Below are 26,763 nucleotides of genomic sequence, written 5' to 3'. Positions count from 1 at the left end.
GAAGAGACATGGCAAGAATTGGCGTTGACGTCGGTGGCACGTTCACCGACCTGGTCCTCGAAACCGAGGGCGAAGGTGGGGGACCCCAAAGAGTCTTCCTGCACAAAGTGGCCAGCACCCCTGCGGACCAGTCCGTGGGGGTGTTGAAGGGCGTTCTGGAGATTTGCCGCATCGCGGACATTTCGCCCGTTGATGTACGCATGATCGTGCACGGCACCACCGTCGCGACCAACATCACCATCGAACACAACGGCGCCGAGGTCGGCATGCTGACGACGCGTGGCTTCCGCGACATCCTGCACATCGGCCGTCATAAGCGGCTGCACAACTTCTCGCTACAGTTCGACGTACCCTGGCAATCGAAGCCGCTGGTGAAGCGGCGCAACCGCATCCCGATCACCGAACGCCTGCTGCCCCCTACCGGTCGCGTCTCGGTGCCGCTCGCTGACGATGAGGTGCGGGCCGCGGCCGAGTTGCTGAAGTCTCGCGGCATCGAGTCGGTCATCATCTGCTTTCTCTACTCGTTCCTGAATGACGTGCACGAGCAGCGCGCCAAGGCCATCGTGCGCGAAGTCATGCCCGACGCCTACGTATCCTGTTCATCGGAGATCGCCAATGTCATGCGCGAGTACGAGCGCTTCTCGACGACGGCGATGAACGCCTTCGTCGGCCCGAAGACCTCGCGTTACCTGAAGAACCTCGAGCGCAAACTGAAAGAGGCGGGTTTGAGCCCGCACCTGCGCATCATGCAGAGCAATGGCGGTGTCTCCACCGTCGATAAATGCTCGCGCGAAGCCGTCACGATCCTGATGTCGGGTCTGGCCGGCGGCGTGATGGGTGGGCGCTGGCTGGGCGAGATCTCGGGCACCAAGAACATTATCACCGTCGATATTGGCGGCACATCGGCCGACTTCAGCACCATTCCCGACGGTCAGGTGAAAGTGATGAACCCGCGCGACACCTATGTTGGCGCCTACCCCGTGCTGTCCCCGATGATCGACGTGGCCACCATGGGCGCCGGCGGCGGCTCGATTGCCTATATCGACGAAGGCGGCTTGTTCCGCGTCGGCCCACGTTCGGCCGGCGCCGACCCCGGCCCGGCCTGCTACGGCAAGGGCGGTACTGAACCGACCGTGACCGACGCGCAGGTGGTGCTCGGTCGGCTCGATCCCGACCACTTCCTCGGCGGCGACCTGAAGATCGACGCCGGGCTGGCCCATCAAGCGATCAAGACGAAGATCGCCGACCCGCTGAACATGACAGTCGAGCAGGCTGCGCTCGGCATCATTCGCATTCTGAACTCGAACATGTCGCTGACGATCCGTGCGAACTCGGTCGCCAAGGGCTACGATCCGCGCCAATTCGCGCTTGCACCCTACGGCGGCGCGGGACCGTTGAACGGCGTGGCACTGGCTGAAGCAGTCTCCGCCATGGAGGTGATCGTGCCGCCGGCCCCCGGTATCACCGCGGCGATCGGGCTGCTCGAGACCGACATGCAATATGAGTTCGCGCGCTCGGTGCTGATGGTGCTCGACAACGCTCAGCAGGCCGCGCTGGACCGCATCAACCAGGCAATCGACGAGCTGACGCGCCAATGCCGCGACAGCCTTGATGCCGATGAGGTGCCGGCCGACAAACAGAGCTACATACGGATCGCCGAATGCCGCTACCACGGCCAGGGCTTCGAGTTGCGCGCCGGGATTCCTGAAGGCCCGCTGACGCTGGCGAACATCGATGCGGTGAAGCAAAACTTCCACGCCCAGCACCGGCGCGACTACGGCTGGGCCTTCGACGACGTCGACGTCGAGATCGTCACGGTGCGCATCATTGGCGTTGCGAAGACCCCGCGGCTGATCTGGCCCGAACTGGAGGCGGCCAATGGCAGCGCCATCGCGCCGGCGCTGATGTATGAACGCCCGACGATATTTGACGATGGCAAGACCTATGCGACACCGCGCTACCACCGCCCGAAGTTGAAGGCCGGCCACGAGGTGCCGGGCCCGGCGATCATCGTTCAGCACGACTCGACCACGCTGGTGCCGCCGGCCTATATCGCCCGTGTCGGCGGCAGCGGCACTTTGCACATCAACCGGCTCGTCGCCTGAAGGAGACTCTGATGCAAGCTATTCAAAACACGACCAAGGTCGACCCGATCACGCTGCAGGTGATGAGCGGCGCGCTGCACACCATTGCCGAGGAGATGGCGCATGTGCTGTACCGCATGTCGTTCTCGTCGATCATCCGCGAGTCGCAGGATATTGGTGCGGGCCTGTTCGACCTGGACTTCAACACCATGACCGAGTCGGAAGGCTCACCGCTGCACATCGGCTCAATCCCCGGCTACCTGCGCGGCATCGCACAGTGCCTGCAGGGCGGGCAGTGGCACGAAGGCGATGTGGTGATCCACAACCACCCATATTACGGCGCCAGCCACAGTCCCGACCTGTGCATCGTGGTGCCGATCTTCTGGCGCGGCGAACTCGTCGCGTTCGCCGGCAACACTGCGCACCATGTCGACATCGGCGCGGCGACACCCGGCCTGATCATCGACGTGCCTGACGTGTTTGCCGAAGGCATGTTGTTCGCCGGCATCAAGCTCTACGAGCAGGGTCGGCGCAACGAAGGCCTGTGGCAGTTCATCTCCCACAACAGCCGCACTGCCAAGCAGACCAAGGACGACATCGACGCACAGATCGCCTCGGCCCAGCTCGGTGCGCGCCGCTTCCAGGAGCTGCTCGATACCTACGGCAAGGAAACCGTGTTTGGCGCTTCGGCCCAGTTGATGGACTACACCGAGTCGATGATGCGCAGCCGCATCCGTGAAATTCCCGATGGTGAATATTTCGCGGAGGGTTTTCTTGACGACGACGGCCGCAATCGCGACAAACGCCTGCCTATCAAGGTCTGCGTGCGAGTGACCGGCGACAGCATCGAGGTCGATCTCACCGGTTCGGCGGATCAGGTTCAGACCGGCTTCAATGTGCCGTTCGAGGGCTCGACCAAGCCGGCGTGCTATTGCGCCTTTCGCGCGATGCTGACAGACACCGCAATGATGGACGTGAAGATGCCCCCCAACGAAGGGTCCTTCCGCCCCATCAAGGTGACGGCGCCGAAGGGTTCGATCTTTAACCCGATCTACCCGGCCGCGGCCGAGGCGCGCTTCACGCAGTGCAACCGCATGATTGACCTGATCATCCGTGCGCTATCGCCGGTGTTGCCGTTGCGCACGACCGCCGGCAACTCGGCGACGCTGTCGTTCGCGGCCTATTCGGGACTGAAACCTGAAGGCGATTATTGGGTGTTCCTCGAGGTCAATGAAGGTGCCTACGGCGGCCGGCCAGGCTCGGATGGCCCCGACTCGATCGACAACCTGATGGCCAACACGCGCAACAACCCGATCGAGGATCTCGGCATGCACCTGCCGATGATCTGCGAGCGCTACGAGCTGCGTGACGACGTGATGCCCGGCGCCGGCCAGTACCGCGGCGGCATCGGTGTCGTCAAATCGCAGCGGCTGTTGACCGACGGCTTCATCACGCATGAATCCGAGCGTCATCACGATGTGCCCTGGGGTGCGTTCGGCGGTACGCAAGGAACGGTCGGCAAGGTCGAGATCTTCGACGCCGACGGCCATGTCGAACAGACCTACGCAAAGTTCTCGAACCTGGCGGTTCAGGCCGGTGGCGGCATGAGCTACTACGCGCCTTGTGGCGGCGGCTACGGTGACCCGCTGAAGCGGCCGGCGCAAAAAGTGCTCGATGACGTGCTTGACGACTTCTGCACGCGTGAGCGCGCGTTCGAAGTCTACGGTGTCGTCATTGACGCTGCGCTCCAACTCGATAGTGTGGCGACCGAACGGCGCCGCGCCGAGTTGCGCGCACATTCCACAAGCGCGCCGCACTCGCCAAAGAGCGAGAAGGTGCTGGAGCCAATGTCGTAGTTGTTCGAGGCCGCAGGCACTGCGGCCGGCGCGCTGACCCGAACCATGGCGGCGCGCTGAAGACTCAAAGCATATGAACCCCGCCATCCGTTCGCCAGAACAGTGGGCATTACCCTGAAGGAGACAATCCATGGCTATCAGATTCAACAACAGCTCGTCCGAGCTTTGGAACGAGGACCTCGCTCCCACCGACCCCAGCCACCGCACCTGGACCGCCTACCACTACGCCGCGCTGTGGATCGGCATGGTCATGTGCATCCCCTGTTACATGCTCGCCGCGGGGCTGGTCGACCAGGGCTTCTCGGCGTGGCAGGCGGCCGGCATGGTGCTGGCGGGCAATGCCGTCGTGCTGATTCCGATGCTGCTCAACGGTCATGCGGGCGCCAAGCTCAGGATACCGTTTGCCGTTCTGGTGCGCACGTCCTTCGGCGTCAAAGGGGCCAAACTGCCCGCCTTCATGCGCGCTGTGGTCGCCTGCGGCTGGTTCGGTATCCAGTGCTGGGTCGGTGGCAGCGCCATCTACGCAGTCGCCAACATCGTGACCGGTGGCGGACTGGTCGGCGTCAAGATGGGCTGGATCGGCATTGACGCCGGACAGCTCGTGTGCTTCTTTGTGTTCTGGGCACTGCATCTTTACTTCATTGCGCATGGGCCGGAGTCGATACGCTGGATCGAGAGCATCACTGCGCCGATCAAGGTCGTGATCGTGCTGGCCCTGCTCGGTTGGGCCTATACACGGGCCCATGGATTCGGCGAGATGATGCACGCGCCATCGCAGTTCGCGGAGGGCGGCAAGAAGGCCGGACAGTTCTGGGCGCTGTTCTGGCCCTCGTTCACCGCGATGGTCGGCTTCTGGTCGACACTGGCGATGAATATCCCTGACTTCACGCGCTTTGCGCGCAGCCAGAAAGATCAAATCATCGGTCAAACCATTGGGCTGCCCATTCCGATGGGCCTGTTGGCGTTCGTCGGTGTTGCGGTGACGTCTGCCACCGTGACGATCTACGGCAAGGCAATCTGGGATCCGGTCGATCTGGCCAGCCGCATGGAAGGCATTGCCGTTGCGATCGGCCTCGCCATCATCACCATCGACACCCTGTGTGTGAATCTGGCCGCCAACGTGGTGGGCCCGGCTTACGACTTCGCGGCCATTTTTCCGCGCCACGTCAACTTTGCCCGCGGCGGTTACATCACCGCCGTTCTGGGCGTGCTGATGATGCCGTGGAAGATGATCGAGTCCTCCGGTGGCTACATCTTCACCTGGCTGGGTGGCTATGGCGCCCTGCTCGGGCCCGTGCTGGGGATCATGATCGCCGACTACTGGCTGATTCGCCGCACGCGCGTCGATATCCAGGAGCTCTACGACCTCGACGGCCCGTACGCCTACCACAATGGCTGGAACCCGGCCGCGCTGGTCGCATTTGTAGTCGCCGTCGCGCCCAACGTGCCCGGCTTCCTGGCAACGGCCTTTCCCAGCAGCTTCGGCAATGTGTCTGGCGTTTTCAAGGAAATCTACAACTACGCCTGGTTCGTCGGTGTGTTCTTGTCCGTCGTGGTGTACCTGCCGCTGATGGCGAAGGAGCGGCGACGTGTGGCGCGGATGGCGATCACCGTCTCCATCTGACAATTGAATTGACCACAAGGAAATCTCCAGAAAAATGGCATGCGTCTTGCTTGCAAATGACGTGTCTAAGGTTGGTGCTTAAGACCTGCACCATTGATAGGCGGATGCGCGATGCGGCGGCCAACAAGTTCGCCGCAAAGTGAAAATTATTTACACGTTGAGGTGTCTCATGTTTGATAAAAACAGCTTCCCCAGTCCCAATGCGCGCCGGCGCGAAATACTGCTCGGGGTTGGCGCGGCTAGCGCGTTGGCCGCAGCCGGCCAGCCCGTATGGGCCCAATCCGGTGAACTCGTCGTGAGCAACTGGGGCGGTGACTGGAACGACCGCACGGTGCGTTTCATTGAAGCGCCGCTGGTCGAAAGCCGGGGCATCAAGATCGTGCGCGCGCTCAACATGGAGCCCGAGCGCAAGACCAAGCTGCTTGCCGAGCGCGGCCTGCCGCGCGGCAGCATCGACGTTGCGCATTTCAGCGCGGGCGACGCCTTCGACCTGAACGAGCAGGACGTGCTCGAACAACTTGACCTGAAGAAGATTCCCAACTACGCCAGCGTGCGCCCCGGCCTGCGCGCCCCGTACTTCGTGCCCTGGGTGTTCGGCGGTGTCACGCTCGCCTACAACCCGAAGTTCATCAAGGAACCGCCAACATCGCTGGCCGAGCTGTGGAATCCGAAGTACGCCGGTAAACTTGGCGTGCTGGATCAGAGCTACTACAACTGGATCTACATGGCGGCTCTTGCCGGCGGCGGCAAGATGAACCAGGTCGAGCCCGGCTTCGCGAAGCTGGTGGAAATGAAGCGGACCATGCAGCCCAAGATCTATCCGACGCACCAGCAACTCGCCGCGGCCTTCGCCAGCGAAGACGTTTGGATCTCGGCCAACTACTCGGCGCGCATCGCGCAGTGGGCCAAGGACGGCGTGTCGGTGCGTTCGTCCTACCCGAAGGAAGGCGCGGTGACGATCGTGTTCGGTGCAACGATGCCGAAACGCGCGCGCAACAAGGACGCAGCTTACCTGTACCTTAATGCGCTACTCGATCCAAAGGGGCTTGGCGGGTACGCAACGGCATCGATGTATGCGCCGGCAACGAACAACGCACAGCTGTCCGACGAGGTGCGCGCAGCGATCGACTTCACACCCGCACAGCACGCCACTCTGCAGAACCCCGATTATGGATACCAGTCGAAGAACATCGCAAAGTGGCAGGAGTGGTGGAACAAGGAATTCAAGGGATGAGTTCGTTGCGCCGCCGCCCCGAAGCGATGCGAATATGGAGAACCCGGTGAGCGCGGCGGTTGCGAGCGCCACCGCTGGCGGTGTGGCGGCGGATAGCGCGGCCGCCGTCGCGCGGACGGCACGTCCGGCGTCGGCACTGGTCGTGCCGGCACTGCTACTGGTCGTGGTGTTCCTGCTTGCGCCGCTGGCGCTCATCGTTCGCTACAGTTTTGACCTGTACGACCCGGCGAAGTTGATGCTGGGCGTGTTCAGCCTCGACAACTACGTGCGTGCCTTCGCCGATCCGTTCTATCAGAAGGTGCTAGGCGTGACCGCGCGCATCGCGGGGCTATCGACTGTGATTGTCGTGGTGTTGGCGTTTCCGGCTGCGTACTGCATCTCGCGTACGCGTTCCGAGAAGCGGCGCAGCTGGCTGATCATCATTACAGTGTTGCCACTCCTGCTCGGAAACGCCGTCCGCTCCGCAGCCTGGATGATCGTGATGGGTACCAAGGGCGTGGCCAACACGGTCTTCATCGCCCTCGGACTCACGGCGCAGCCGATCGCCATCCTGTACACGCCGACAGCGGTCGTGATTGCTCTCGTCTCGGTGCTGCTGCCGTTCGCCATCATCACGATGCAAAGCGTGCTCGACTCGATTCCGACCAGCATCGAGGAAGCAGCGATGTCGCTCGGCCAGTCGCCGCTGGGCGCGGTGTTCAGTGTCGTGCTTCCGCTGTCGATGCCAGGTCTGGTCGCCGCCGCAGCGATCTGCTTCGCGTTGACGATGAACGCCTATGCCACACCGGTACTGATCGGAGGGCCGAGTATGCAAATGATGGGTCCGGTCGTCTATGAGCAGATCGCCAAGGTCCAGAACTGGCCGTTCGGCTCGACTCTGGCATGCATCCTGATGTTGACCACCTTGCTGCTCACTATTGTGTCCACCCGATTCCTAAGTAGAAAGTACTTTTAATCATGGAGCGTGTTTCGATTGGCCGATTCGTATACCTGACTTTTGTGACGCTGATCTTCGCCTTCATCATCGCGCCGTTGCTGGTCATCGTATGGGCCAGCTTCTTTTCCGACCGTATCCTCACCTTTCCTCCAAGCGGCTATACGCTGAGCTGGTTCGCGCGGGCGTGGGCTCTGCAGGATTTCGCCTCGGGTTTCACCACCAGCCTTGAGGTCGGTGTCTGCGCGACGTTAGGTTCGCTGCTGCTCGGCGTGCCAGCTGCGCTGGCGATCGAGCGCTTTCCGTTCCCTGGTCGCGAGACCGTGCGCCACCTGCTGCTGTCACCCATGTACGTCCCGGCCATCGTGGCGGGAGCGGCGGTCTATATCTACTTCGTTCAGATCGAAATCCTATCGGGCGTTCAGTTTGCTGCCACGTTCCACGGCTTGGTCATCGCACATACGCTGGTGGCGCTGCCGTGGACGATGCGGCTGGTGTGCGCTTCTTTGATGACTGCCAACGCCGTGCCTGAAGAAGCGGCGCGAAGCCTGGGCGCAAATGCGCTGCAGACCTTCTTCCTCGTCACGCTGCCGACGATTCGGCCCGGCATGATCGCAGCGGCGATGTTTGCGTTCATCGCCTCGTTTTCGGACCTCGAAAAGTCGTTGTTCCTTGTCGGGCCCGGCGTAACCACCTTGCCGATCTCGATCCTCAATTACCTTGAATGGAATCTCGATTCGACCATCGCCGCCGTCGCAACGGTGCAGATTGCGATCATCGGCGCGGCGCTCCTGATATCGGATCGTTTTGTCAACCTTGGAAAGGCCTTTTGACATGGCTGGCGTCACACTCTCGAAGATCCGAAAAACATACGGCGAATTTTGCGCCGTCGAAGAAACCTCCCTGGACATTCGAGAAGGCGAACTGCTCGCGCTGCTTGGCCCCAGCGGCTGCGGCAAGACAACGACGCTGCGCATGATCGCCGGTTTCATCGCGCCGACATCGGGCACGATGCACATAGGCGCGCGCGATGTCACGCGCCTGCCGGTGCACAAGCGAAACGTCGGGATGGTGTTCCAGGGTTATGCGCTGTTTCCGCACTTGACCGTCGCACAGAATGTCGAGTTTGGCCCGCGTCTGCGCCGCTGGGACAAGGCGCGCATGGCTAAACGTGTGGATGAAATGCTGCGTTGGGTGCAACTCGACAAGCATGCCGACCGATACCCAAAGGCGCTGTCAGGCGGACAGCAGCAACGTGTCGCGCTGGCGCGTGCCATGGCAGCGCAGCCCGAGGTGCTGCTGCTCGATGAACCCTTCTCGGCGCTCGATGCCAAGCTGCGCACGCAAATGCGTACCGAGATTCGCGAGTTCCAGCAACAGGCTGGCATTACGTCAGTGTTTGTCACGCACGACCAGGAAGAGGCGATGGCCATCGCCGACCGCATCGGCGTCATGAATCAGGGTCAGCTCGAGCAACTCGGCTCGGCGGAAGACTTGTACCAGCGGCCGGCGTCGCGCTTCGTCGCAACCTTCATCGGAAAATGTAACCTGATCGAGGGGCGCGCCACTGCCCCAGGTTGCTTCGAATCGCGCGATGGTCGTCGGTTGCGCTTCAGCAATGCTACTGCGCCTGGAAGTGCTTCGGCACTGTGCTTTCGTCCCGAGAATGCACGTCTCGCCAGCGCCGAATCCACCGACGTCAATGCACTGGAGGTGACCTTGAAGTCGGCCACTTACCTTGGTCCGGTGATCGAGCACGAGGTGGTGACGGCTGCGGGCGACCGGCTTGTTGTCTCGTCGGCTTCGGCACAAGCTGTCTCACGCCCGGAGCCGGGACAGCGCTTGCACCTGAGCTGGCGTGCTGAGGACTGTTTCGCACTCGCGTAGAGCCGGCGCTCGCCGACAGCCGCCCGTGATGAGAGTTCCCGCACCCAGGAATCTCTGCAGCGATCAGGCGTCAATAGTGGCCTGCTTGCCTGGCACCGTGCCAGTGGCCGATTTCCCGGCAGCGCGCACCTCGCGCGGGCTGGCCCCGAGCGATTGCCTGACCACGCGGGCGAAGTGCGTGCTGTTCTGGAACCCGCACTCGAACGCGACTTCGGTAACTTCGAGGTCGGTGTGCTGCAACAACCAGCGCGCACGCTCCACGCGCAGGCTCTGGCGATACCCCGCCGGGCTCAGACCGACATCGCGCTGGAATCGCCGCTCAAGCTGGCGCCGGCCAATGCCCAGCGGCTCACACAGTTGCTCGATTGGCAGCGACGTGTGCAGTTGCTGCTCCAGCAGCAGCATCGCCTTGCGAACCACGGTGTCGGTGGAGCGCTCCGACAACACTTCCTCGGGTTGCAGCGTCCTCGAAGGAAGCGGCTGCTCTTCAATCATGATGCGCAGGGCCTTCACGGCGCTGGCGCGTCCTATTATCTTTTCAATAACGTAGGCGGCCAGGTGAACCACGCTGGTACCGCCGGCGCAGGTGAGGCGATTGCGGTCGACCACGAACATCTGGTTCGACACGACGCGCAGATGTGCAAACTCGGTCACAAACGCCTCGCGATGAAACCAGCTCACGCAGGTGAGATGACCATCCAGCAGCCCGGCGCGCGCGAGTACGAAAGATCCCGTGCACAGGCCGATGAGCTTGACACCCCTGGCCGCCGCTTCCTGCAGGAAGGCATACGTGGCCTCCGGCACCTGCTGCCCGCCATGCAGCAGGCCGCCAACAACGACCAGGTAGTCATAGGCTTCGGGCGAGTCCATCGGCGCGGTCGGGGTGACACTCGCGCCGCAACTGGATAGATGTGTCGTTCCCGCGGCGCCAAGAATATCCCATCGACACAGCCTGGGGCGGCTGCGGTCTCCCTCGTCTGCGGCCAGTCGCAGTGCATCGACAAAGCCGGCAAAGGCGGTCAGCGTGAAGCGCGGCGTCAGCAAGAAACCGACCCGCAGCAATGGGGCGACCTGTTCATCGGCACTCACCGCGCCACGGCGCGGTTGGGATGTGGTTCGTCGCTGGCTCATGGGCGCAGAATATGCCTTGGAAAGTTTTTTATTTTACGCATAGCGCATGCTCCGTGCGATAGCGCTAGTGGGCAGCTTTCGAGTCAGGACCGGGCGGCGTGCATTCATCGAGCACGGCCTCCAGCCAACCGCGCAGGCTGTTCATGAAGGCCAGCGCCTGCACCCGGGGCAACTCGTCTACCCGCACCACGGCTTCCGTCACCCGTCTTTCGCGCAGCCAGCGGGCCCGCCCGATCCCGCCCAGCAGGCCGCAGTGCAGCGCCGGCGTGACCCAGCGCCCGTCCAGCAGCAGGGCCACATTGCCGCGGGTGCACTCGGTGAGCTCTCCGCGCCGGTTCCACAGCAGGGTGTCGAAGACGCCGGGTTCGCTGGGGGTGAAAGCGTCGTAATGCGCACGCCGCGTGGTCTTGAAGCGCACGAACTCACTGTCCGCTTCTTCGAGCGCGCTCGTGGCCAGTCTTAAGCGAACTGGGGTCGGCGTCAGGTCCAGCGGGTAGGCTTCGGCCTGAACCTGTCCGCGGGCATCGAGCCGCAGGCGCACCCGCCAGTGCCCCCGAAGGTGCGCATCGACCAGTTGCCGCAAGCAGTCCGCAACACGCCCTGAGGCCCATGGATAGGCAAAATGCGCGGCCGCATCCGCCATGCGCGCCAGATGGGCCGGCACGTCGCGCAGGGCACCATCTTCCAGCGCCAGGGTTTCGAGCAATTCGAACGGCTGGCTTGCGCGTTCGAGAAAGGCACGCTTGTGGCGCCATTCCTGCCATTCGCCCTCGGCCTGCGCATCGGCCGTAATGCCGCTGCCGATGCCGCAGCTCGCCGCCGTGCCGCGCAGGGTCACGGTGCGGATCGCCACGTTGAACGTCGCATGCCCGCCCGGTCGGACAACACCCACCGCGCCGCAATACACGCCGCGGGCCTGCGGCTCCAGATCGCAGATCATCCGCATGGCCTGCACCTTGGGTGCACCGGTGATCGAACCGCAAGGGAACAAGGCCGTGAACACGTCGGCCAGTGTGATCCCGGCCCGGGTGAGCGCCTCAACATCGGAGGTCATCTGCCACACGGTGGGCAGCGCTTCGAGGTGGAACAGCCGGGGCACGCGCACGGAAAAAGGCTTGGCAATGCGTGACAGGTCGTTGCGGATCAGGTCAACAATCATGACATTCTCGGCGCGCTCCTTCGGCGAGGCGGCGAGGCCTGCCGCCAGTGCTTCGTCGTCCGCCGCGGTGGCGCCGCGCGGCGCCGTGCCCTTCATGGGGCGAGCCAGGATGCGGTCATCGAGCCAGTCGAAAAACAGCTCCGGCGACACCGACAACAGCTGCTCCGCTCCGCTGTCGATGAACGCGGCATAGCCATGGGGCTGCGCCCGGCGCAGCGCCATGAACCAGGCCCGCGCATCGCCGCGGAACTCGGCGCGCAGCGGCGCGGTGTAGTTGACCTGGTACAGATCGCCTGCGGCGATGGCCTGGTGAATGTCCGCCATGCGCCGCTCGAACGTGGCGCGCGGCAGGTCGCTATGCCACACGGCGTCGGCTGCGGCGACGTCCGTGCCTATTGGCGGCCACGGCTGCGCGGCATCGTGCACCCCGAACCACGCCAGCGGACCGTCGCTGCCGCGATGCACCGCAAGCGCCGTGTCGAACGCAGGGGCGGCCTCGTAGCGCAGGTACCCGACGCACCAGCGCCCCTGCCGGGCCATGGCATCCACCGCCTGCAGCACCGGTCGTACCTGGGCTAAGGTGTGTGCCAGCAGCACCTCGCGCGGTGCCCCAAATGCGACACGCAGCGGCGCGCCCTGATCGCCCCGGGGGTTGGCAAAGTCGATCAGGGTTTGCACGGCGTGCCTGTATCCTGTCCTGAGGCACCACGCGTCAATACAGGCGCGCAGAGGTAAATATCAAGGGCTATTCTCATCATCCCAAAAAAGGCAGTCCAACAAATTGCCCTATTGTGTCTCTTGCCAGAGGCAATTCCGTCCCGGCGCACACGGGTTGCGCGTGTGACCATAATTGCACCATGTCTACCGACACTCCCGCTTCGCACAACGCCGCCAGCGTACAGCGCTTTGGTTTTCTGCTGATCCCTGCTTTTTCGCTGATTGCGCTGAGCTCGGCCGTTGATCCTTTGCGGCTGGCCAATATGGCGCTGGGGAGAAAAGCGTTCGAATGGGTCACGGTCGGACTGCGCGACGAGCCCGTTCTGTCGAGCGGCGGTATCCGCGTGCTGCCGGACCAGGTGATGGGCGAGAGCAGCCGGTTTGATACCGTGTTCGTGATCGGGCCCAATCCGCTGCCCAAGCACGGCTATGGCGACACCACCCGCTGGCTGCGTCAACTCGCAGCCCAGGGCGTCACGCTGGGCGGCATCGATACCGGAAGCTACTACCTCGCCAAAGCCGGGCTGCTCAACGGTTACCGCTGCACCATCCACTGGGAAGACCGCGAAACCCTGGTCGAAGAATTCCCCGAAGTCTTTGTATCCAGCCGCCTGTTCGAAATCGATCGCGATCGCTACACCTGTTCGGGAGGCGTGAGCCCGCTCGATCTCATGACCTTTGTGCTGCGGCGCCCGCCGGGAGGCCGCGAGCTGGCGCAGCAGGTGTCCGACCTGCTCGTGTCGCACCAGCGCAGCCAGGATGAAAACCAGGCACTGCCCATGCGTTACCGCTACGGCAACATGCCCGAGGTATTGCTCGATGCGCTCGAGATGATGGAGAGCAATGTCGAGGAGCCGCTGAGTCCGGTCGAGATCGCCGATTACCTCAAGGTGTCGCGCCGCCAGCTCGAACGCCTGTTCGAGCAATACGTACACACTTCGCCGTCCCGCAAATACCTTGAAATCCGGCTCGCGCACGCACGCCTGTCGGTGCTGCGCACAACCCGGCGCATCGATGAGATCGCCCTGTCGTGCGGTTTCGCGGCACCGGCGCATTTCATCGCACGCTACCGCGAGGTCTATGGCAACACCCCGATGGCCGAACGACTTGCCCTCTCGCGGGCAGAACACTCCGCCTCGAACTGACCTTCAGGCCAATGGTGATCTGACCGTCACCGTAATTCAAGGGTTAACCCTTGTAAATTGATGACGTCACCGGCTGCACCGACCCTGTGTTCCGTAATCAGGATATTCGGTGTCGCAACTGTAGCTCAGGCAAAGGCCAAGCTATCTACAGTTCGCTCCATTGATCAACCACCGATGGAGCCCACTGAAATGATGAACATGCCCGACCTGATCCGCCTGCGCAACGGCGAGAAAGTCCAGAACACCTTCTCCGCGAAAGAGTACGCCACCCGCATGGCCAAGGTTCGCAAGCACATGGCCGAGAGCAACATCGACGCGGTGTTGTTCACGTCGTACCACAACATCAACTTCTACAGCGATTTCCTGTACTGCTCGTTCGGGCGCTTCTACGGCCTGGCCGTCACCCACGACAAGACCACGATCATCGCCGCCAACATCGACGGGGCCCAGCCCTGGCGCAAGGGCGTGGCCGACGACATGCTGACCTACACCGACTGGCAGCGCGGCAACTATTTCCGCGCGGTGCAGGCCTGCATCCCCAACAAGGGACGTGTCGGCATCGAGTTCGACCATCTGCCCATCGAGCGGCTGAACATGCTCAAGGCCGCGCTGCCGAATGTGGAATTCGTCGACATCGCCGCGGCGTGCATGAAGATGCGCATGGTCAAGACGGCCGAGGAGATCGAGTTCATCGCCAACGGCGCGCAGGTGTGCGACATCGGCGGCGCGGCGCTGGTGGCCGCCGTCAAGGAATGCGTGCCCGAGCATGAGGTCGCGCTGGCCTCCACGCAAGCCATGGTGCGCGAGATCGCCAAACGCTACCCGCACACCGAACTGATGGACACCTGGACCTGGTTCCAGAGCGGCATCAACACCGATGGCGCGCACAACCCGGTGACCACGCGCAAGGTGCAAAAGGGCGACATCCTGAGCCTGAACTGCTTCTCGATGATCTCGGGCTACTACACGGCGCTGGAGCGCACGCTGTTCCTGGACCACGCCTCGGACGCGCATTTGCGCCTGTGGGAGGTCAATTGCAAGGTGCACGACGAAGGCAAGAAGCTGCTCGTGCCGGGCGCCAGGTGCAGCGATATCGCCCTGGAGCTCAACAAGATCTTCGCCGAGCACGACCTGCTGCAATACCGCACCTTCGGCTACGGCCACTCGTTCGGCACCTTGAGTCACTACTACGGCCGCGAAGCCGGGCTGGAGCTGCGCGAGGACATCGACACCGTCCTGGAGCCCGATATGGTGATCTCGATGGAGCCGATGATCATGCTGCCCGAGGGCATGCCAGGCGCGGGCGGCTACCGCGAGCACGACATCCTGGTGATCACCAAGGACGGTAACCGCAACCTCACCGCCTTCCCCTACGGACCTCAGCACAACATCATCAAGGCTTGAATGACACGCCAGGCCGGGTTCCGATTTACCGCCAGCCCGGCCATTCACATGAGGAGACACGAGTATGAGTACGAGCAAGCCTTTAGAGGTGAATAAAAAGATCCGCGGCCCTGCTACGCGGCATGATTCGGCGCGGGCAACGCCCGCGCTTGACGCGAATGGGCCGGTGAGCAGCGGCTTGCTGAAAAAGGCTGCCGCAGCCAGCTTTATCGGCAATTTTGTGGAGTGGTTCGACTACGCGTCTTACGGCTATCTTGCGACGGTCATCGCCGTCGTGTTTTTTCCGCAGACTTCCCCGACCAATGCACTGCTCGCGACGTTCGGCGTGTTTGCGGTCTCATTCATTGTCCGCCCCATTGGCGGAATCGTGTGGGGTCACTTCGGCGACAAGATCGGGCGCCGAACGGCGCTCTCGCTTTCAATCCTCATCATGTCGGCCGCGACTTTCCTGGTTGCCTTTCTTCCGACTTACGAACAGGTCGGATTATGGGCTCCAGTACTGCTTTTGCTGGTTCGGATTGTCCAGGGTTTTTCGGCGTCCGGGGAATACGCAGGCGCGTCGTTGTTTCTGGCGGAGTACGCGCCCGAACGCAAGCGCGGCTTCTACACCAGCATCGTCCCCGCCAGCACCGCCGCAGGCCTGCTGTTCGGCTCGCTGCTGGTGGCGCTCATGCACGCCGTATTGACAACTGAGCAATTGCAATCCTGGGGCTGGAGGCTGCCGTTCCTGCTGGCCGCCCCGTTCGGCCTGATCGGTCGCTACATTCGCGTGCGCCTGGAAGACACGCCGAAGTTCAAGCAGTTGGAGAAGACGCACCACGTTGCCAAGGCACCAGTCACGGAACTGCTGGGAACACATAAGCGGGCCATGATTATCGCGTTCGGCGTCACCTGCCTGAATGCCGTGGCCTTCTACATCATCCTGAGCTACATGCCGACCTACCTTTCGACGGAGATGGGTGTCGGCGAAACCGAGTCGTTCCTGGCCACGACCATCTCCCTGGTGGCGTACATCTTCTTCATATTCTTCATGGGCACGCTGTCGGACCGCTTCGGTCGAAAGACCATGCTGATTGCCGCGTCGGTGCTGTTCATTGCGCTGACGGTCCCGCTGTTCAAGGCCCTCGGCACGGTGGGCTTCGTCGGGATCGTCGCGATCCAGGTCGCATTCGGCGCCTTGCTGACCATGAACGACGGTACCCTTCCCTGCTTTCTCTCCGAGATCTTTCCAACCAAGGTCAGGTACAGCGGGTTTGCGTTCACCTTCAATTCCGCCAATGCGCTGTTCGGCGGCACCGCACCGCTCATTGCAACGTGGCTGATCAGCGTGACGGGCAGCAAGCTGGCGCCGGCCTGGTTTCTCGTTGCCGCCGCGGTGGTCGCGCTGGTCGCCATGCTCGCCAGTCGGGAGACGGCGTGGGGTGCGCTGAAAGATGAATGAATGAGTGGCGGGAGGCGGTCGGTGCGTGCAGGGGCGACTCCAGTGCAGCCTCATGAAGAAGGGGAGTGACAATGTACGCAATGCGCCGATAGTCCGTACGTCATGCCCGCGGGCTTCAGACCGTTTACCGGGTGCTCGAGAAGGTCATGACCGCCCTGCGCCCCCTATGGGCCCGGGTCGGTAATGTGCGAGTGGAAAAGCCGGTGGCGACCCTGGAGCGGGCAGTCAAGGGTTTGCTCTTCGACTGCCGGATGTGCGGCCAATGCATATTGGGAGACACTGGTATGTCGTGTCCCATGAATTGCCCCAAGAATCTTCTCGTGATCACGGTAACGGCCACGCTTGCAGGCTTCGACCAGGGCCTGTTCCGCGCCGCACGCAGCCTTGGGGCCTCGCCCACGACGGCTTTTCGCCGCATCACGCTGCCCATCATCTGGCCTGGCGTGTTTTCGGGCGCGCTGTTTGCGTTTGCCACCTCTTTTGACGAAGTCGTGGTGGTACTGTTCCTCGGCGGCGTCGAGCAACGCACCATCCCGCGTCAGATGTGGACCGACCTGCGCGAGCAGCTGAGCCCGACCATCCTGGCCGCAGCCGTAGTGCTGGTGCTGATCTCGGTGGGGATGTTGCTGACACTGGAGGCCCTGCGCCGGCGCAACGCCAAAATGCGCGGGCTGGTTGACTAACGGCGCTGCACACGTAGTTCTATTTCTAAAGTCGTGCGCAAGCGCCAACCCAGCACCTCGTTGCCGACCAGCGCACCAATCACCAGTGCGCCGCCGATCAAAACTTCCGCGGAAGGGACTTCGTTGGCCCCCAGCCAGGCCCAGAGAATGCCGAAAATCACCTCGAGCAGGGCGAGCAGAGCCACCTCGGGCGCTTTCAGCACACGCGCGCTGATGACCGAAAAAATGCAGGGAATCGCCAGTTGAACCAGCCCGAGAAAGGCCAGCAGACGCAAATCGGGGCCTGTGGCCACGAAGGGATAGGCCAGCGGCAAGGTCAGCAGGGTCGAGAGCACGGCGCCGACCAGCAAGCTGGGGACCAGATCGATTTTTTCACCGTGGGCCTGGCTGCGCTGCACCACGGTCCAGTTGACTGCGGCCGCCATCGGCACGCACAGCGCGACCAGGGATCCCAGCAGCGCGCCATCATTGCCAGCGGCAACGTTCACCTGGGAGCCGAACATGTAGGCGATGCCCAGACCCGCCAGCGCAATGGCACCCCAGGTGCGCGGCGCAATGCGATGGCCGATGAAGACGCGCGCGAGCAAGGCGGTCAGCAAGGGGCCGATCGACATGGTGACCAGCACATTGCCCACCGAGGTGAGCGTGAGCGCCACCATGTAGGCAGTGAACATGACACTCCAGCACACGCCCGATATCCAGAACGCCGGGCTGGTCCACTGCATGGCGCGAAACACGCCGCGCCCCTGCCATGCGGGCAGGATCACCAGCAGCGACACCGTGGTGAAGAAGCTGCGCCAGAACGTGACCTCGAAGCTGTGCGCGTTTTGCAGATGCCGCGTCACCACGCCGGCGACCGACCACATCAGGGTCACCGCCACCATCATGAACACGGCTTTGGTATGGGTGAGTTTCATTGCGCCTCATTCACGGGCAGCTTCCTGCCCGGCTCTCCTTCTGCCCGGTTTATGCGGTGTCGCGGCCGGCCCGCTTGCGCTCGTGCTCTTTCAGGAAGCGCTTGCGCAGGCGGATCGATTTGGGCGTGATCTCGACCAGTTCGTCGTCCTCGACGAACTCCACGCCATACTCCAGCGTGAGCGTGATGGGCGGCGTGATCTTGATCGCGTCTTCCTTGCCGCTGACGCGAAAGTTGGTCAGCTGCTTGGTGCGCGTTGCGTTGACCACGAGGTCGTTGTCGCGCGAGTGGATGCCGACGATCATGCCCTCGTACACCGGATCGTTGGCACGCACGAACATGCGGCCGCGGTCATCGAGCTTGCCCAGTGCGTAGTTGAAGATCTCGCCGTCGTCCATGGAAATCAGCACGCCGTTCTTGCGGCCGGCGATCTCGCCCTTGTACGGCTCGTAGCTGTCGAAGATGTTGGAGATCAGGCCCGAGCCGCGCGTCAGGTTCAGGAATTCATTGGTGAAGCCGATCAGCCCGCGTGCCGGGATGCGGTATTCCAGCCGCACACGCCCGCGCCCGTCCGGCTCCATGTTGACCAGGTCGCCCCGGCGCTCGCCCAGGGCCTGCATCACACCGCCCTGGTGCTGCTCCTCGATGTCGGCCGTGACCAGCTCGATCGGCTCGTGGCGTTCGCCGCCCACGTCCCGGAACACCACACGCGGCTTGGACACGGCCATCTCATAGCCTTCGCGGCGCATGTTCTCCAGCAGGATGGTCAGGTGCAGTTCGCCGCGGCCCATGACCTCGAACACGCCCTCCTCGTCGGTTTCGCGCACGCGCAGGGCCACGTTGTGCTGCAGCTCCTTCTGCAGCCGGTCCCAGATCTGCCGGCTGGTGACGTACTTGCCTTCGCGCCCGGCCAGCGGGCTCGTATTCACGCAGAAGTTCATGGTCAGCGTCGGCTCGTCGACCTTGAGCATCGGCAGCGGCGCGGGTTGCAGCGGGTCCGTGACCGTGACGCCGATGCTGATATCGGCGATGCCGTTAATCAGCACAATGTCCCCGGGGCCGGCTTGCGTTACCTGCACGCGCTCCAGGCCCTGGAACGTCAGCACCTGGTTGATGCGTCCCTTGTATGACGCGCCATCGGGCCCTTCCATCACGAGCACGTCCATGCCGGGCTTGACGGTGCCGGCGTTGACACGCCCGACGCCGATGCGGCCCACGAAGGTCGAGAAGTCGATCGCCGAAATCTGCAACTGCAGCGGCGCGTCCGCCTCGCCCTCATGCGGCGGAACGTGGGCCAGAATGGTGTCGAACAGGGCCGACATGTCGGGCCCCCACTGCTCTCCCTGGCCGCCCTCTTCCATCGAGCTCCAGCCGTTGATGCCCGAGGCGTAGACGACGGGAAAGTCCAGTTGCTCGTCGGTGGCGCCAAGCTTGTCGAACAGATCGAACGCCGCGTCGACGACGTATTGCGGGCGCGCGCCCGGCTTGTCGACCTTGTTCACCACCAGGATCGGGCGCAGGCCCAGCGCGAGCGCCTTCTTGGTCACGAAGCGCGTTTGCGGCATCGGGCCTTCCTGCGCGTCGATCAGCAGCACCACGCCGTCTACCATGGACAGGGCGCGCTCCACTTCGCCGCCGAAGTCGGCGTGGCCGGGCGTGTCGACGATGTTGATGTGCGTGCCCTTCCAGCTCACGGCGCAGTTCTTGGCCAGGATGGTGATGCCGCGCTCGCGCTCGATGGCGTTGTTGTCCATCACGGTGTCGACCACCTTTTCGTGCTCGGCAAAGGTGCCGGACTGACGCAGCAGCTGATCGACCATGGTGGTCTTGCCATGGTCCACGTGGGCGATGATGGCGATGTTGCGGATTTGTTTGTTGCTCATGGTTTGCTTTCTGGATATTCGAGGATTTGTTGTATTTCAGGGGGGCTGAGCAGTCGCCCCGGGATCAGTTCGCCGGCCTTGATGTGCGCGCTGCCCAGCAGGGCGTGCGGCGCTTCGCCATAGACCGCGACCTGCTCGGCGTCGGGCCAGTGGCCGCGCCGGCGCACACCGCTGAGGAAGCGCCCCGCATTGTCGGCATCCAGCGTAACGCGGATGTGGTCCGGCAGCAGCGATTCCACGGGCAGAAGGCAGGCCAGGCGCTCGGGCTCCGTCATGGCTTCCAGCGCCTCCAGCGTCACGCAGCGCGCGAGATCGAAGTTGCCCGTCGCCGTGCGGCGCAGGGCTGTCAGGTGGGCGCCGCAACCGAGTGCTTCGCCAATGTCTTCACCCAGCGTGCGGATGTAGGTGCCCTTGCTGCATCTTGCTCTTATATTAATAGCAGTATTCCCATGCACCATATGGGCTAGAGCCACATTTAGCTCAAATATCTCGACGTCTCGCGGTGCCCGCTCCACTTCGATACCGGCGCGGGCGTATTCGTACAAAGCCTTGCCGTCCTTCTTGAGCGCACTGTGCATCGGCGGCACCTGCCGCAGACGGCCGGTGAACCGGCGCGTGACTTCCGCAATCTGCGCTTCCGTGACGTTCACGGGGCGCTGTGCAATCACCTCTCCTTCGGCGTCGCCGGTGCTGGTCTTGATGCCCAGCAGCGCCACCGCCTCATAAGTCTTGTCGGCATCGAGATGCAGCTGGCTGAACTTGGTCGCCGCGCCAAAGCACAGCGGCAGCACACCCGTGGCCAGCGGATCGAGCGTGCCGGTGTGGCCGGCTTTTTCCGCGCGCAACAACCATTTGGCTTTTTGCAGCGCGTCGTTGCTCGACAGGCCCAGGGGCTTGTCGAGCAGCAGCACCCCGTGCACGGGGCGCCTGGCAACCCGTGCACGAGGCGCACGGATGTAGCCCCCACGCTCTTTCACTTCGTGTAAATCGCTGCCCCCCAAGGGGGCCTTCGCACCTTGGGGCGGCCCGGCGGTGCGAATGCAGCCCCCACGCTCTTTCACTTCGTGTAAATCGCTGCCCCCCAAGGGGGCCTTCGCACCTTGGGGCGGCCCGGCGGTGTTCACGCTATTCCTCTTTGGAACGCGAGGCGACGGCCTGCGCAATCAGCGCGTTCATGTCGGCCGCATGCTCGGTGGTGCGGTCGAACAGGAAATGCAGCGTTGGCACGGTATGGATGTGCAGGCGCTTGAACAGGCCGGCGCGCAAAAAGCCGGCGGCCTGGTTCAAGCCTTCCTCGCACTCTTTCGGGTCGCCCTGCAACACGCTGAAAAACACCTTGGCGTGCGCGTAGTCGGGCGTGACCTCCACGGCCTGGATCGTCACCATGCCGACACGCGGGTCTTTCAGCTCGCGCGCGATCAGCTCCGTCAGATCGCGCTGGATCTGATCGGCCACCTGAAATCCGCGATTGGGCTTGCTGGCTTGCTTTTTCACCGTGACTGCTCCAGCGCCATTACAGCGTTCTCGCGACTTCCTTGATCTCGAAGAACTCCAGCACGTCACCCTCTTGAATGTCGTTGTAGTTCTTGATGTTCAAACCGCACTCGAAGCCTTCCTTGACTTCCTTGGCATCGTCCTTGAAGCGCTTGAGCGACTCGAGTTCACCCGTGAAGATGACCACGTTGTCGCGCAGCAGGCGCAGGCGCGCGGTGCGCCGCACCACGCCCGCGGTGACCATGCAGCCGGCGATCGAGCCGATCTTGCTGACCTTGAACACCTGGCGGATCTCGGCGGTACCGATGACCTCTTCCTTCTTGTCCGGCGTGAGCATGCCCGACATCGCCACCTTGAGCTCATCGACAGCGTCGTAAATGATGCTGTAGTAGCGGATGTCGACCCCGTTGTTCTCGGCCAGCTTGCGCGCGCCGGCATCGGCGCGCGTGTTGAAGCCGATGATGACGGCCTTGGACGCAATCGCCAGGTTCACATCGGACTCGCTGATGCCGCCCACGGCGGTGTAGACCATCTGCACCTTGACCTCGTCGGTGGAGAGCTTGAGCAGCGACTGCGACAGCGCCTCCTGCGAACCCTGCACGTCGGCCTTGACGATGATGGGCAGCATCTTGACCTCGCCGGCGGCCATGTCGGTAAACATGTTCTCCAGCTTGGCGGCCTGCTGCTTGGCCAGCTTGGTGTGGCGGAACTTGCCGGCACGGTAGGTGGCGATTTCACGGGCCCGGCGCTCGTCCGACATCACCATGAATTCGTCGCCAGCCTGCGGCACCTCCGTCAAGCCCTGGATTTCCACCGGGATGGACGGGCCTGCCGTTTTGCTCGACTTGCCGTTCTCGTCCAGCATGGCGCGCACGCGGCCATAGGTCGAGCCGGCCAGCACCACGTCGCCGGTCTTGAGCGTGCCCGATTGCACCAGCACGGTCGCGACCGGGCCGCGGCCCTTGTCGAGCTGCGCCTCGATCACCAGACCCTTGGCCATGGCGTCCACCGGCGCGCGCAGTTCCAGCACTTCGGCCTGCAGCAGTACTTGCTCCAGTAAAGCGTCAACGCCCTCGCCGGTTCTGGCCGAGACACCCACAAAGGGAGATTCACCGCCAAACTCTTCGGGAATCACCTGCTCGGTCACCAGCTCGCCCTTGACGCGCTCCAGATTGGCGTCGGGCTTGTCGATCTTGTTGATCGCCACCACGATTGGCACACCGGCAGCTTTCGCGTGCTTGATGGCTTCACGGGTTTGCGGCATGACGCCGTCGTCGGCCGCCACCACCAGGATCACGATGTCGGTGGCCTGCGCACCACGGGCCCGCATGGCGGTGAACGCCTCGTGCCCCGGCGTGTCCAGGAACGAGATCATGCCGCGTGGCGTCTTCACATGGTAGGCGCCGATGTGTTGGGTGATGCCGCCGGCCTCCCCGGACGCCACCTTGGCGCGCCGGATGTAGTCCAGCAGCGAGGTCTTGCCGTGGTCGACGTGGCCCATGACGGTCACGACCGGCGCGCGCGGCAGCGATTCTGCCTCCTGCAGCGACACTTCCTCGTCGGTGAACGCTTCCGGATCGTCCAGTGCGGCAATGATGGCCTTGTGCCCCATTTCCTCCACCACAATCATGGCGGTGTCCTGGTCCAGCGGCTGGTTGATGGTGACCATCTGCCCCAGCTTCATCAGTTGCTTGATCACCTCGGAAGCCTTCACCGCCATCTTGTGCGCGAGTTCAGCCACCGTGATGGTTTCGGGCACGTGCACTTCGAGCACGCGCGCCTCCACCGGTGCCATCTGCACGTATTCTTCACGGCCACCGCGCTCGTTGCCGCGCCGCCCGCGCGGACCACCGCGCCAGCCGCCCCGGCCCACGCCGCCACTGCTGTCGCCGCGCGTCGGGATGGCCTTTTTCTTGGCCGGATCACCGGCCCAGCTGGAGGACAGCTTGGCCGACTTGACTTCCTTGCCAGCCGCGCCCGCCGGGGTTGCCGCAACACCGGGCCTGGCCACAGCGCCGGGCGCGCCCACGGGCTTGTGCAGCGTCCCCTTGATCACGCCCTTGGCGTCCACCGCACCCGGCTTGGCCACCACTTTGGGCTCGGGCTTCTTGGCCACCAGCACCTTTTGCGGCGTGGACATCATGGAGCGGATCGCCGCGGCCTCGGCCTCGGCCTTGCGCCGGCGGTCCCCCAGGTCTGCGGCACGTGCCGTGTCCTCGTCAGCACGCGCCTTCGATTCACTGGCGGCTTTTTCACGGGCCTGCGTCTGCGCGCGGACTTGCGCCTCGGCGCGGCTTGCAGCCTGCGCTGCAGCGTCATCTGCTGCGCCGTTGCCGGCGTCCTCCGCCTGCGCCAAGGCAGGTTCCGGCTGTTTTTGAGCGGCCTGCGCCTCGACGGCGGCTTGCGCGGCTTTCTCTGCCACTTCGCGTTCGCGTGTTTCCTGCGCTTCGCGCTGGCGCCGCTTTTCGGCCAGTTCTTCTTCCTGGCGGCGAATCAACTCGGCCTGGCGACGGGCTTCTTCCTCGCGGCGGCCAAGTTCGGCATCGCTGATCACGGATTGAGCGGGCGCTTCCGGAGCGGGCTCGGAGACTTCCACCGGCGCGTCGACGTCCTCATCGCGCTTCACGAACGTGCGCTTCTTGCGCACCTCCACCTGAATGGTGCGGGCCTTGCCGGTGGCGTCGGCCTGCTTGATCTCGCTGGTGGATTTTTTCACCAGCGTGATCTTCTTGCGCTCGGTGCTTGCCGTGCCGTGACTGGCTTGCAGGTGCACCAGCAGCTTGTGCTTGTCGGCCTCGGTCAGCGGGTCGGACGCGGCCGTTTTGGCCACCCCCGCCGACTTGAGCTGTTCAAGCAGGGTTGTGGTTGATTTCTTGAGTTCGGTTGCAAACTCGGCGACTGTAGTACTGGACATATTTGGTTCGTGCCTCCATGACCATTACTCTTGGCCCGCGAACCAATGCTCGCGCGCCTTCATGATCAACGTTTTGGCTTCGTCCTCGGACTGGCCGGTGATATCGGTGAGCTCATCGACGGCGAGGTCGGCCAGGTCGTCACGGGTATGGACGCCGGCCTCGGTCAGCCTGGTGATCAGCTCGGGAGTGAGGCCTTCGAGGTCCTGCAGATCCTGCGAGACGGCCCCATCGTTTTCTTCCTTGGCGATTTCCATCGTGAGCAGCGCATCCTTGGCGCGCGTGCGCAGTTCGGTCACGGTATCTTCGTCGAAGCTTTCGATTTCCAGCATCTCCTGCAGCGGCACATAGGCCACTTCTTCGAGGCTGGTAAATCCTTCGTGGATCAGGATGTCGGCGATTTCTTCGTCGACATCGAGTTTTTCCATGAACAGCTTGCGGCTGGTATCGGTCTCGCTGGCCTGCTTCTGGGCCGATTCGGCCGCATCCATGATATTGATCTTCCAGCCGGTCAGGTCGGACGCCAGGCGCACGTTCTGGCCGCCGCGGCCGATCGCAATCGCGAGGTTTTCTTCGTCCACCACCACATCCATGGCGTGGCGCTCTTCGTCGACCACAATGGACGAGACATTGGCCGGGGCCAGCGCGCCAATCACGAACTGCGCCGGGTCCTCGCTCCACAGCACGATGTCGACGCGCTCGCCGGCCAGCTCATTGGTGACGCCGTTCACGCGGGTGCCGCGCACGCCGACACAGGTGCCGATCGGGTCGACCCGCTTGTCGTGCGACAGCACGGCGATCTTGGCGCGCGAGCCGGGGTCGCGGGCGCAGGACTTGATCTCCAGCAGACCCTGCTCGATCTCGGGCACTTCCTGGCGGAACAGTTCGATCATGAACTCGGGGGCCGAGCGCGACAGGATGATGGGCGCGCCGCGCAAGGTCAGGTCCACTTCCATGATCATGGCGCGCACCCGGTCGCCCGAGCGCAGGTTTTCTTTGGGGATCATCTCGCTGCGGCGCAGGCGGCCTTCGACGCGCCCGCTCTCGACGATGATGTCGCCCTTGTCCATGCGCTTGACGGTGCCGACAAAAATCTTGTCGCCACGCGACATGAAGTCGTTGAGCAGCATTTCGCGCTCGGCATCGCGGATTTTTTGCAGAATGACCTGCTTGGCCGCCATGGCGCCAATGCGGCCGATGGGCACCGACTCGACCGGCTCCTCGATGTAGTCGTCGACCTCGATGTCCGGGATCTGCTCCTTGGCCTCGAACAGCAGGATTTCCGCGTCGGGCAGCTGCAGGCCCGCCTCGTCGGGCACGACGTGCCAGCGGCGAAAGGTCTCATAGTCGCCGCTGTCGCGGTCCACCGAGACGCGGATATCGACTTCGGCGCCGGCATAAATCTTCTTGGTGGCTTGCGCCAGGGCCGCTTCGACCGCGCCAAACACCACATCGCGCTCGACGTTCTTCTCGCGCGAGATGGCATCCACCAGCATCAACATTTCGCGATTCATGTCACGAATCTCCTGTCTTGAACTTAAATCTCGCCACCGGCAGCGGTGGCCCTGGCCTTGCGGCCCTTGAAATCAACAATCGGTGCCAGACGCGCTTCGCGCAATTCGTCCAGCGTAAAACCCAAGGCCTGCAGCGGCGCAGGCACCCTCTTCTTGCTGACCTTTTGCCCGGGCTTGAGCGCCGGCTCGTCGCGCCAGACGATTTGCCAGCCCGCCACGCCGCCCGCTGGGGCCCGCTCCAGCGTGCCGCGAAACCTTTTCCGGCTCGCATGGACCGGGTTGGCGGCTGCAGCGCCCACGTCCTTGCCGATGGGCGCCTTCAGGGTGATATCGATCACCTCGCCGGCAAACCGCTCAAAATCCTGCTCACGCTTCAAGGGGCGGTCGATACCGGGCGAGGACACCTCCAGCCGCCTGTATTCCACCGCATCGACTTCGAATGCAAAGTGCAACTGGCGCGTGACTTTCTCGCAGTCTTCGACGTTGATGAACTGCTGACCTGCACCCGGCTTCCACGGGAAGTCAATCGTGATGCGCAGCAAGCCCCCTGCGGAGCGCTCGATCTCCACCAGCTCGTAACCGAAACCGGTCACGGTTTGTTCAACGATTTCCTGTAACGCCACGTCGCCTCTGTTGCTTCCCTAAAACCATACCAAAAACAGTCGCCCAAAAAAAACGGGCGGTTGGTACCCGCCCGTTTGGTCGTGAGCCTTGCATTGTAGCGCAAAACCAGTGCAAGTGCTTT

At 63.2% G+C, this 26,763-nt stretch carries 19 protein-coding genes and 2 pseudogenes; 12 read left to right on the top strand and 9 right to left on the bottom strand.

Annotated elements, in window-relative coordinates; translation table 11 throughout:
- The first annotated feature begins 8 nt into the window (after window positions 1–8).
- The 7 genes from B0E49_RS05225 to B0E49_RS05195 all read left to right on the top strand — a co-directional run bounded on the left by B0E49_RS05225 (window position 9) and on the right by B0E49_RS05195 (window position 9,619).
- Complete coding sequence (locus B0E49_RS05225) at window positions 9–2,105, top strand: hydantoinase/oxoprolinase family protein (RefSeq protein ID WP_077560917.1); 2,097 nt, start codon at window positions 9–11, stop codon at window positions 2,103–2,105.
- Window positions 2,106–2,116: 11 nt separating this feature from the next.
- A complete protein-coding gene (locus B0E49_RS05220; RefSeq protein ID WP_077560916.1) occupies window positions 2,117–3,940 on the top strand; it encodes a hydantoinase B/oxoprolinase family protein in 1,824 nt (607 codons plus the stop codon).
- Window positions 3,941–4,070: 130 nt separating this feature from the next.
- Complete coding sequence (locus tag B0E49_RS05215) at window positions 4,071–5,564, top strand: NCS1 family nucleobase:cation symporter-1 (protein ID WP_077560915.1); 1,494 nt, start codon at window positions 4,071–4,073, stop codon at window positions 5,562–5,564.
- 169 nt (window positions 5,565–5,733) lie between these two features.
- Window positions 5,734–6,798 (top strand): ABC transporter substrate-binding protein, encoded by a 1,065-nt coding sequence (locus B0E49_RS05210; RefSeq protein ID WP_077560914.1) that lies wholly within the window; start codon window positions 5,734–5,736, stop codon window positions 6,796–6,798.
- Between the two features lie 34 nt (window positions 6,799–6,832).
- A complete protein-coding gene (locus tag B0E49_RS05205) occupies window positions 6,833–7,753 on the top strand; it encodes an ABC transporter permease (RefSeq protein ID WP_168175006.1) in 921 nt (306 codons plus the stop codon).
- A gap of 44 nt (window positions 7,754–7,797) precedes the next feature.
- Window positions 7,798–8,565, top strand: a complete 768-nt coding sequence (locus tag B0E49_RS05200) for an ABC transporter permease (protein WP_217349219.1) — start codon at window positions 7,798–7,800, stop codon at window positions 8,563–8,565.
- A 1-nt stretch (window position 8,566) separates the two neighbouring features.
- On the top strand, window positions 8,567–9,619 hold the full coding sequence (locus tag B0E49_RS05195; RefSeq protein WP_077560911.1) for an ABC transporter ATP-binding protein: 1,053 nt from the start codon (window positions 8,567–8,569) through the stop codon (window positions 9,617–9,619).
- 63 nt (window positions 9,620–9,682) lie between these two features.
- Here the strand turns inward: B0E49_RS05195 and B0E49_RS05190 are convergent, their stop codons facing one another.
- A complete protein-coding gene (locus tag B0E49_RS05190; RefSeq protein WP_077560910.1) occupies window positions 9,683–10,750 on the bottom strand; it encodes a GlxA family transcriptional regulator in 1,068 nt (355 codons plus the stop codon).
- Window positions 10,751–10,814: 64 nt separating this feature from the next.
- Complete coding sequence (gene pabB, locus B0E49_RS05185; RefSeq protein ID WP_077560909.1) at window positions 10,815–12,587, bottom strand: aminodeoxychorismate synthase component I; 1,773 nt, start codon at window positions 12,585–12,587, stop codon at window positions 10,815–10,817.
- 179 nt (window positions 12,588–12,766) lie between these two features.
- Here pabB and B0E49_RS05180 point away from each other — a divergent pair, with 179 nt between their 5' ends.
- The 5 genes and pseudogenes from B0E49_RS05180 to B0E49_RS05165 form a co-directional block, all read left to right on the top strand.
- On the top strand, window positions 12,767–13,771 hold the full coding sequence (locus B0E49_RS05180) for a GlxA family transcriptional regulator (RefSeq protein WP_077560908.1): 1,005 nt from the start codon (window positions 12,767–12,769) through the stop codon (window positions 13,769–13,771).
- A 192-nt stretch (window positions 13,772–13,963) separates the two neighbouring features.
- Entirely contained in the window at window positions 13,964–15,175 is a 1,212-nt protein-coding gene (locus tag B0E49_RS05175; RefSeq protein WP_077561270.1) for a M24 family metallopeptidase, read from the top strand.
- A gap of 64 nt (window positions 15,176–15,239) precedes the next feature.
- Complete coding sequence (locus tag B0E49_RS05170; RefSeq protein WP_077560907.1) at window positions 15,240–16,616, top strand: MFS transporter; 1,377 nt, start codon at window positions 15,240–15,242, stop codon at window positions 16,614–16,616.
- Between the two features lie 146 nt (window positions 16,617–16,762).
- Window positions 16,763–16,924: pseudogene (locus B0E49_RS20995) on the top strand (methylenetetrahydrofolate reductase C-terminal domain-containing protein); the annotation flags it as partial.
- A gap of 9 nt (window positions 16,925–16,933) precedes the next feature.
- Window positions 16,934–17,299: pseudogene (locus B0E49_RS05165) on the top strand (ABC transporter permease); the annotation flags it as partial.
- Here B0E49_RS05165 and B0E49_RS05160 read toward each other — a convergent pair.
- From B0E49_RS05160 to rimP, 7 genes are all read right to left on the bottom strand, one after another.
- Entirely contained in the window at window positions 17,296–18,216 is a 921-nt protein-coding gene (locus B0E49_RS05160; RefSeq protein ID WP_077560906.1) for a DMT family transporter, read from the bottom strand. The pseudogene B0E49_RS05165 and the gene B0E49_RS05160 sit on opposite strands and share 4 nt — an antisense overlap.
- Before the next feature lie 49 nt (window positions 18,217–18,265).
- Window positions 18,266–20,098: a translational GTPase TypA gene (typA, locus tag B0E49_RS05155; protein ID WP_077560905.1), complete on the bottom strand. Its 1,833-nt coding sequence runs from the start codon at window positions 20,096–20,098 to the stop codon at window positions 18,266–18,268.
- Window positions 20,095–21,054 (bottom strand): tRNA pseudouridine(55) synthase TruB, encoded by a 960-nt coding sequence (truB, locus tag B0E49_RS05150; protein WP_077561266.1) that lies wholly within the window; start codon window positions 21,052–21,054, stop codon window positions 20,095–20,097. The genes typA and truB overlap by 4 nt, the downstream gene beginning before the upstream one ends.
- 169 nt (window positions 21,055–21,223) lie before the next feature.
- Window positions 21,224–21,592 (bottom strand): 30S ribosome-binding factor RbfA, encoded by a 369-nt coding sequence (gene rbfA, locus B0E49_RS05145; protein WP_077560904.1) that lies wholly within the window; start codon window positions 21,590–21,592, stop codon window positions 21,224–21,226.
- Between the two features lie 19 nt (window positions 21,593–21,611).
- The gene (gene infB / locus B0E49_RS05140; protein ID WP_077560903.1) at window positions 21,612–24,506 is read right to left on the bottom strand and encodes a translation initiation factor IF-2; all 2,895 of its coding nucleotides are present in this window, start codon (window positions 24,504–24,506) and stop codon (window positions 21,612–21,614) included.
- Between the two features lie 24 nt (window positions 24,507–24,530).
- The gene (nusA, locus tag B0E49_RS05135) at window positions 24,531–26,018 is read right to left on the bottom strand and encodes a transcription termination factor NusA (protein WP_077560902.1); all 1,488 of its coding nucleotides are present in this window, start codon (window positions 26,016–26,018) and stop codon (window positions 24,531–24,533) included.
- 23 nt (window positions 26,019–26,041) lie between these two features.
- Complete coding sequence (gene rimP, locus B0E49_RS05130; protein ID WP_077560901.1) at window positions 26,042–26,641, bottom strand: ribosome maturation factor RimP; 600 nt, start codon at window positions 26,639–26,641, stop codon at window positions 26,042–26,044.
- Window positions 26,642–26,763: the final 122 nt, after the last annotated feature.

Origin of the sequence: Polaromonas sp. C04 (assembly GCF_002002705.1) — a bacterium.
Taxonomy (GTDB): Bacteria; Pseudomonadota; Gammaproteobacteria; order Burkholderiales; family Burkholderiaceae_C; genus Rhodoferax_A.
Note: the sequence above shows the minus strand (reverse complement) of the source record. Positions and strands in the feature narration are given on the sequence as shown.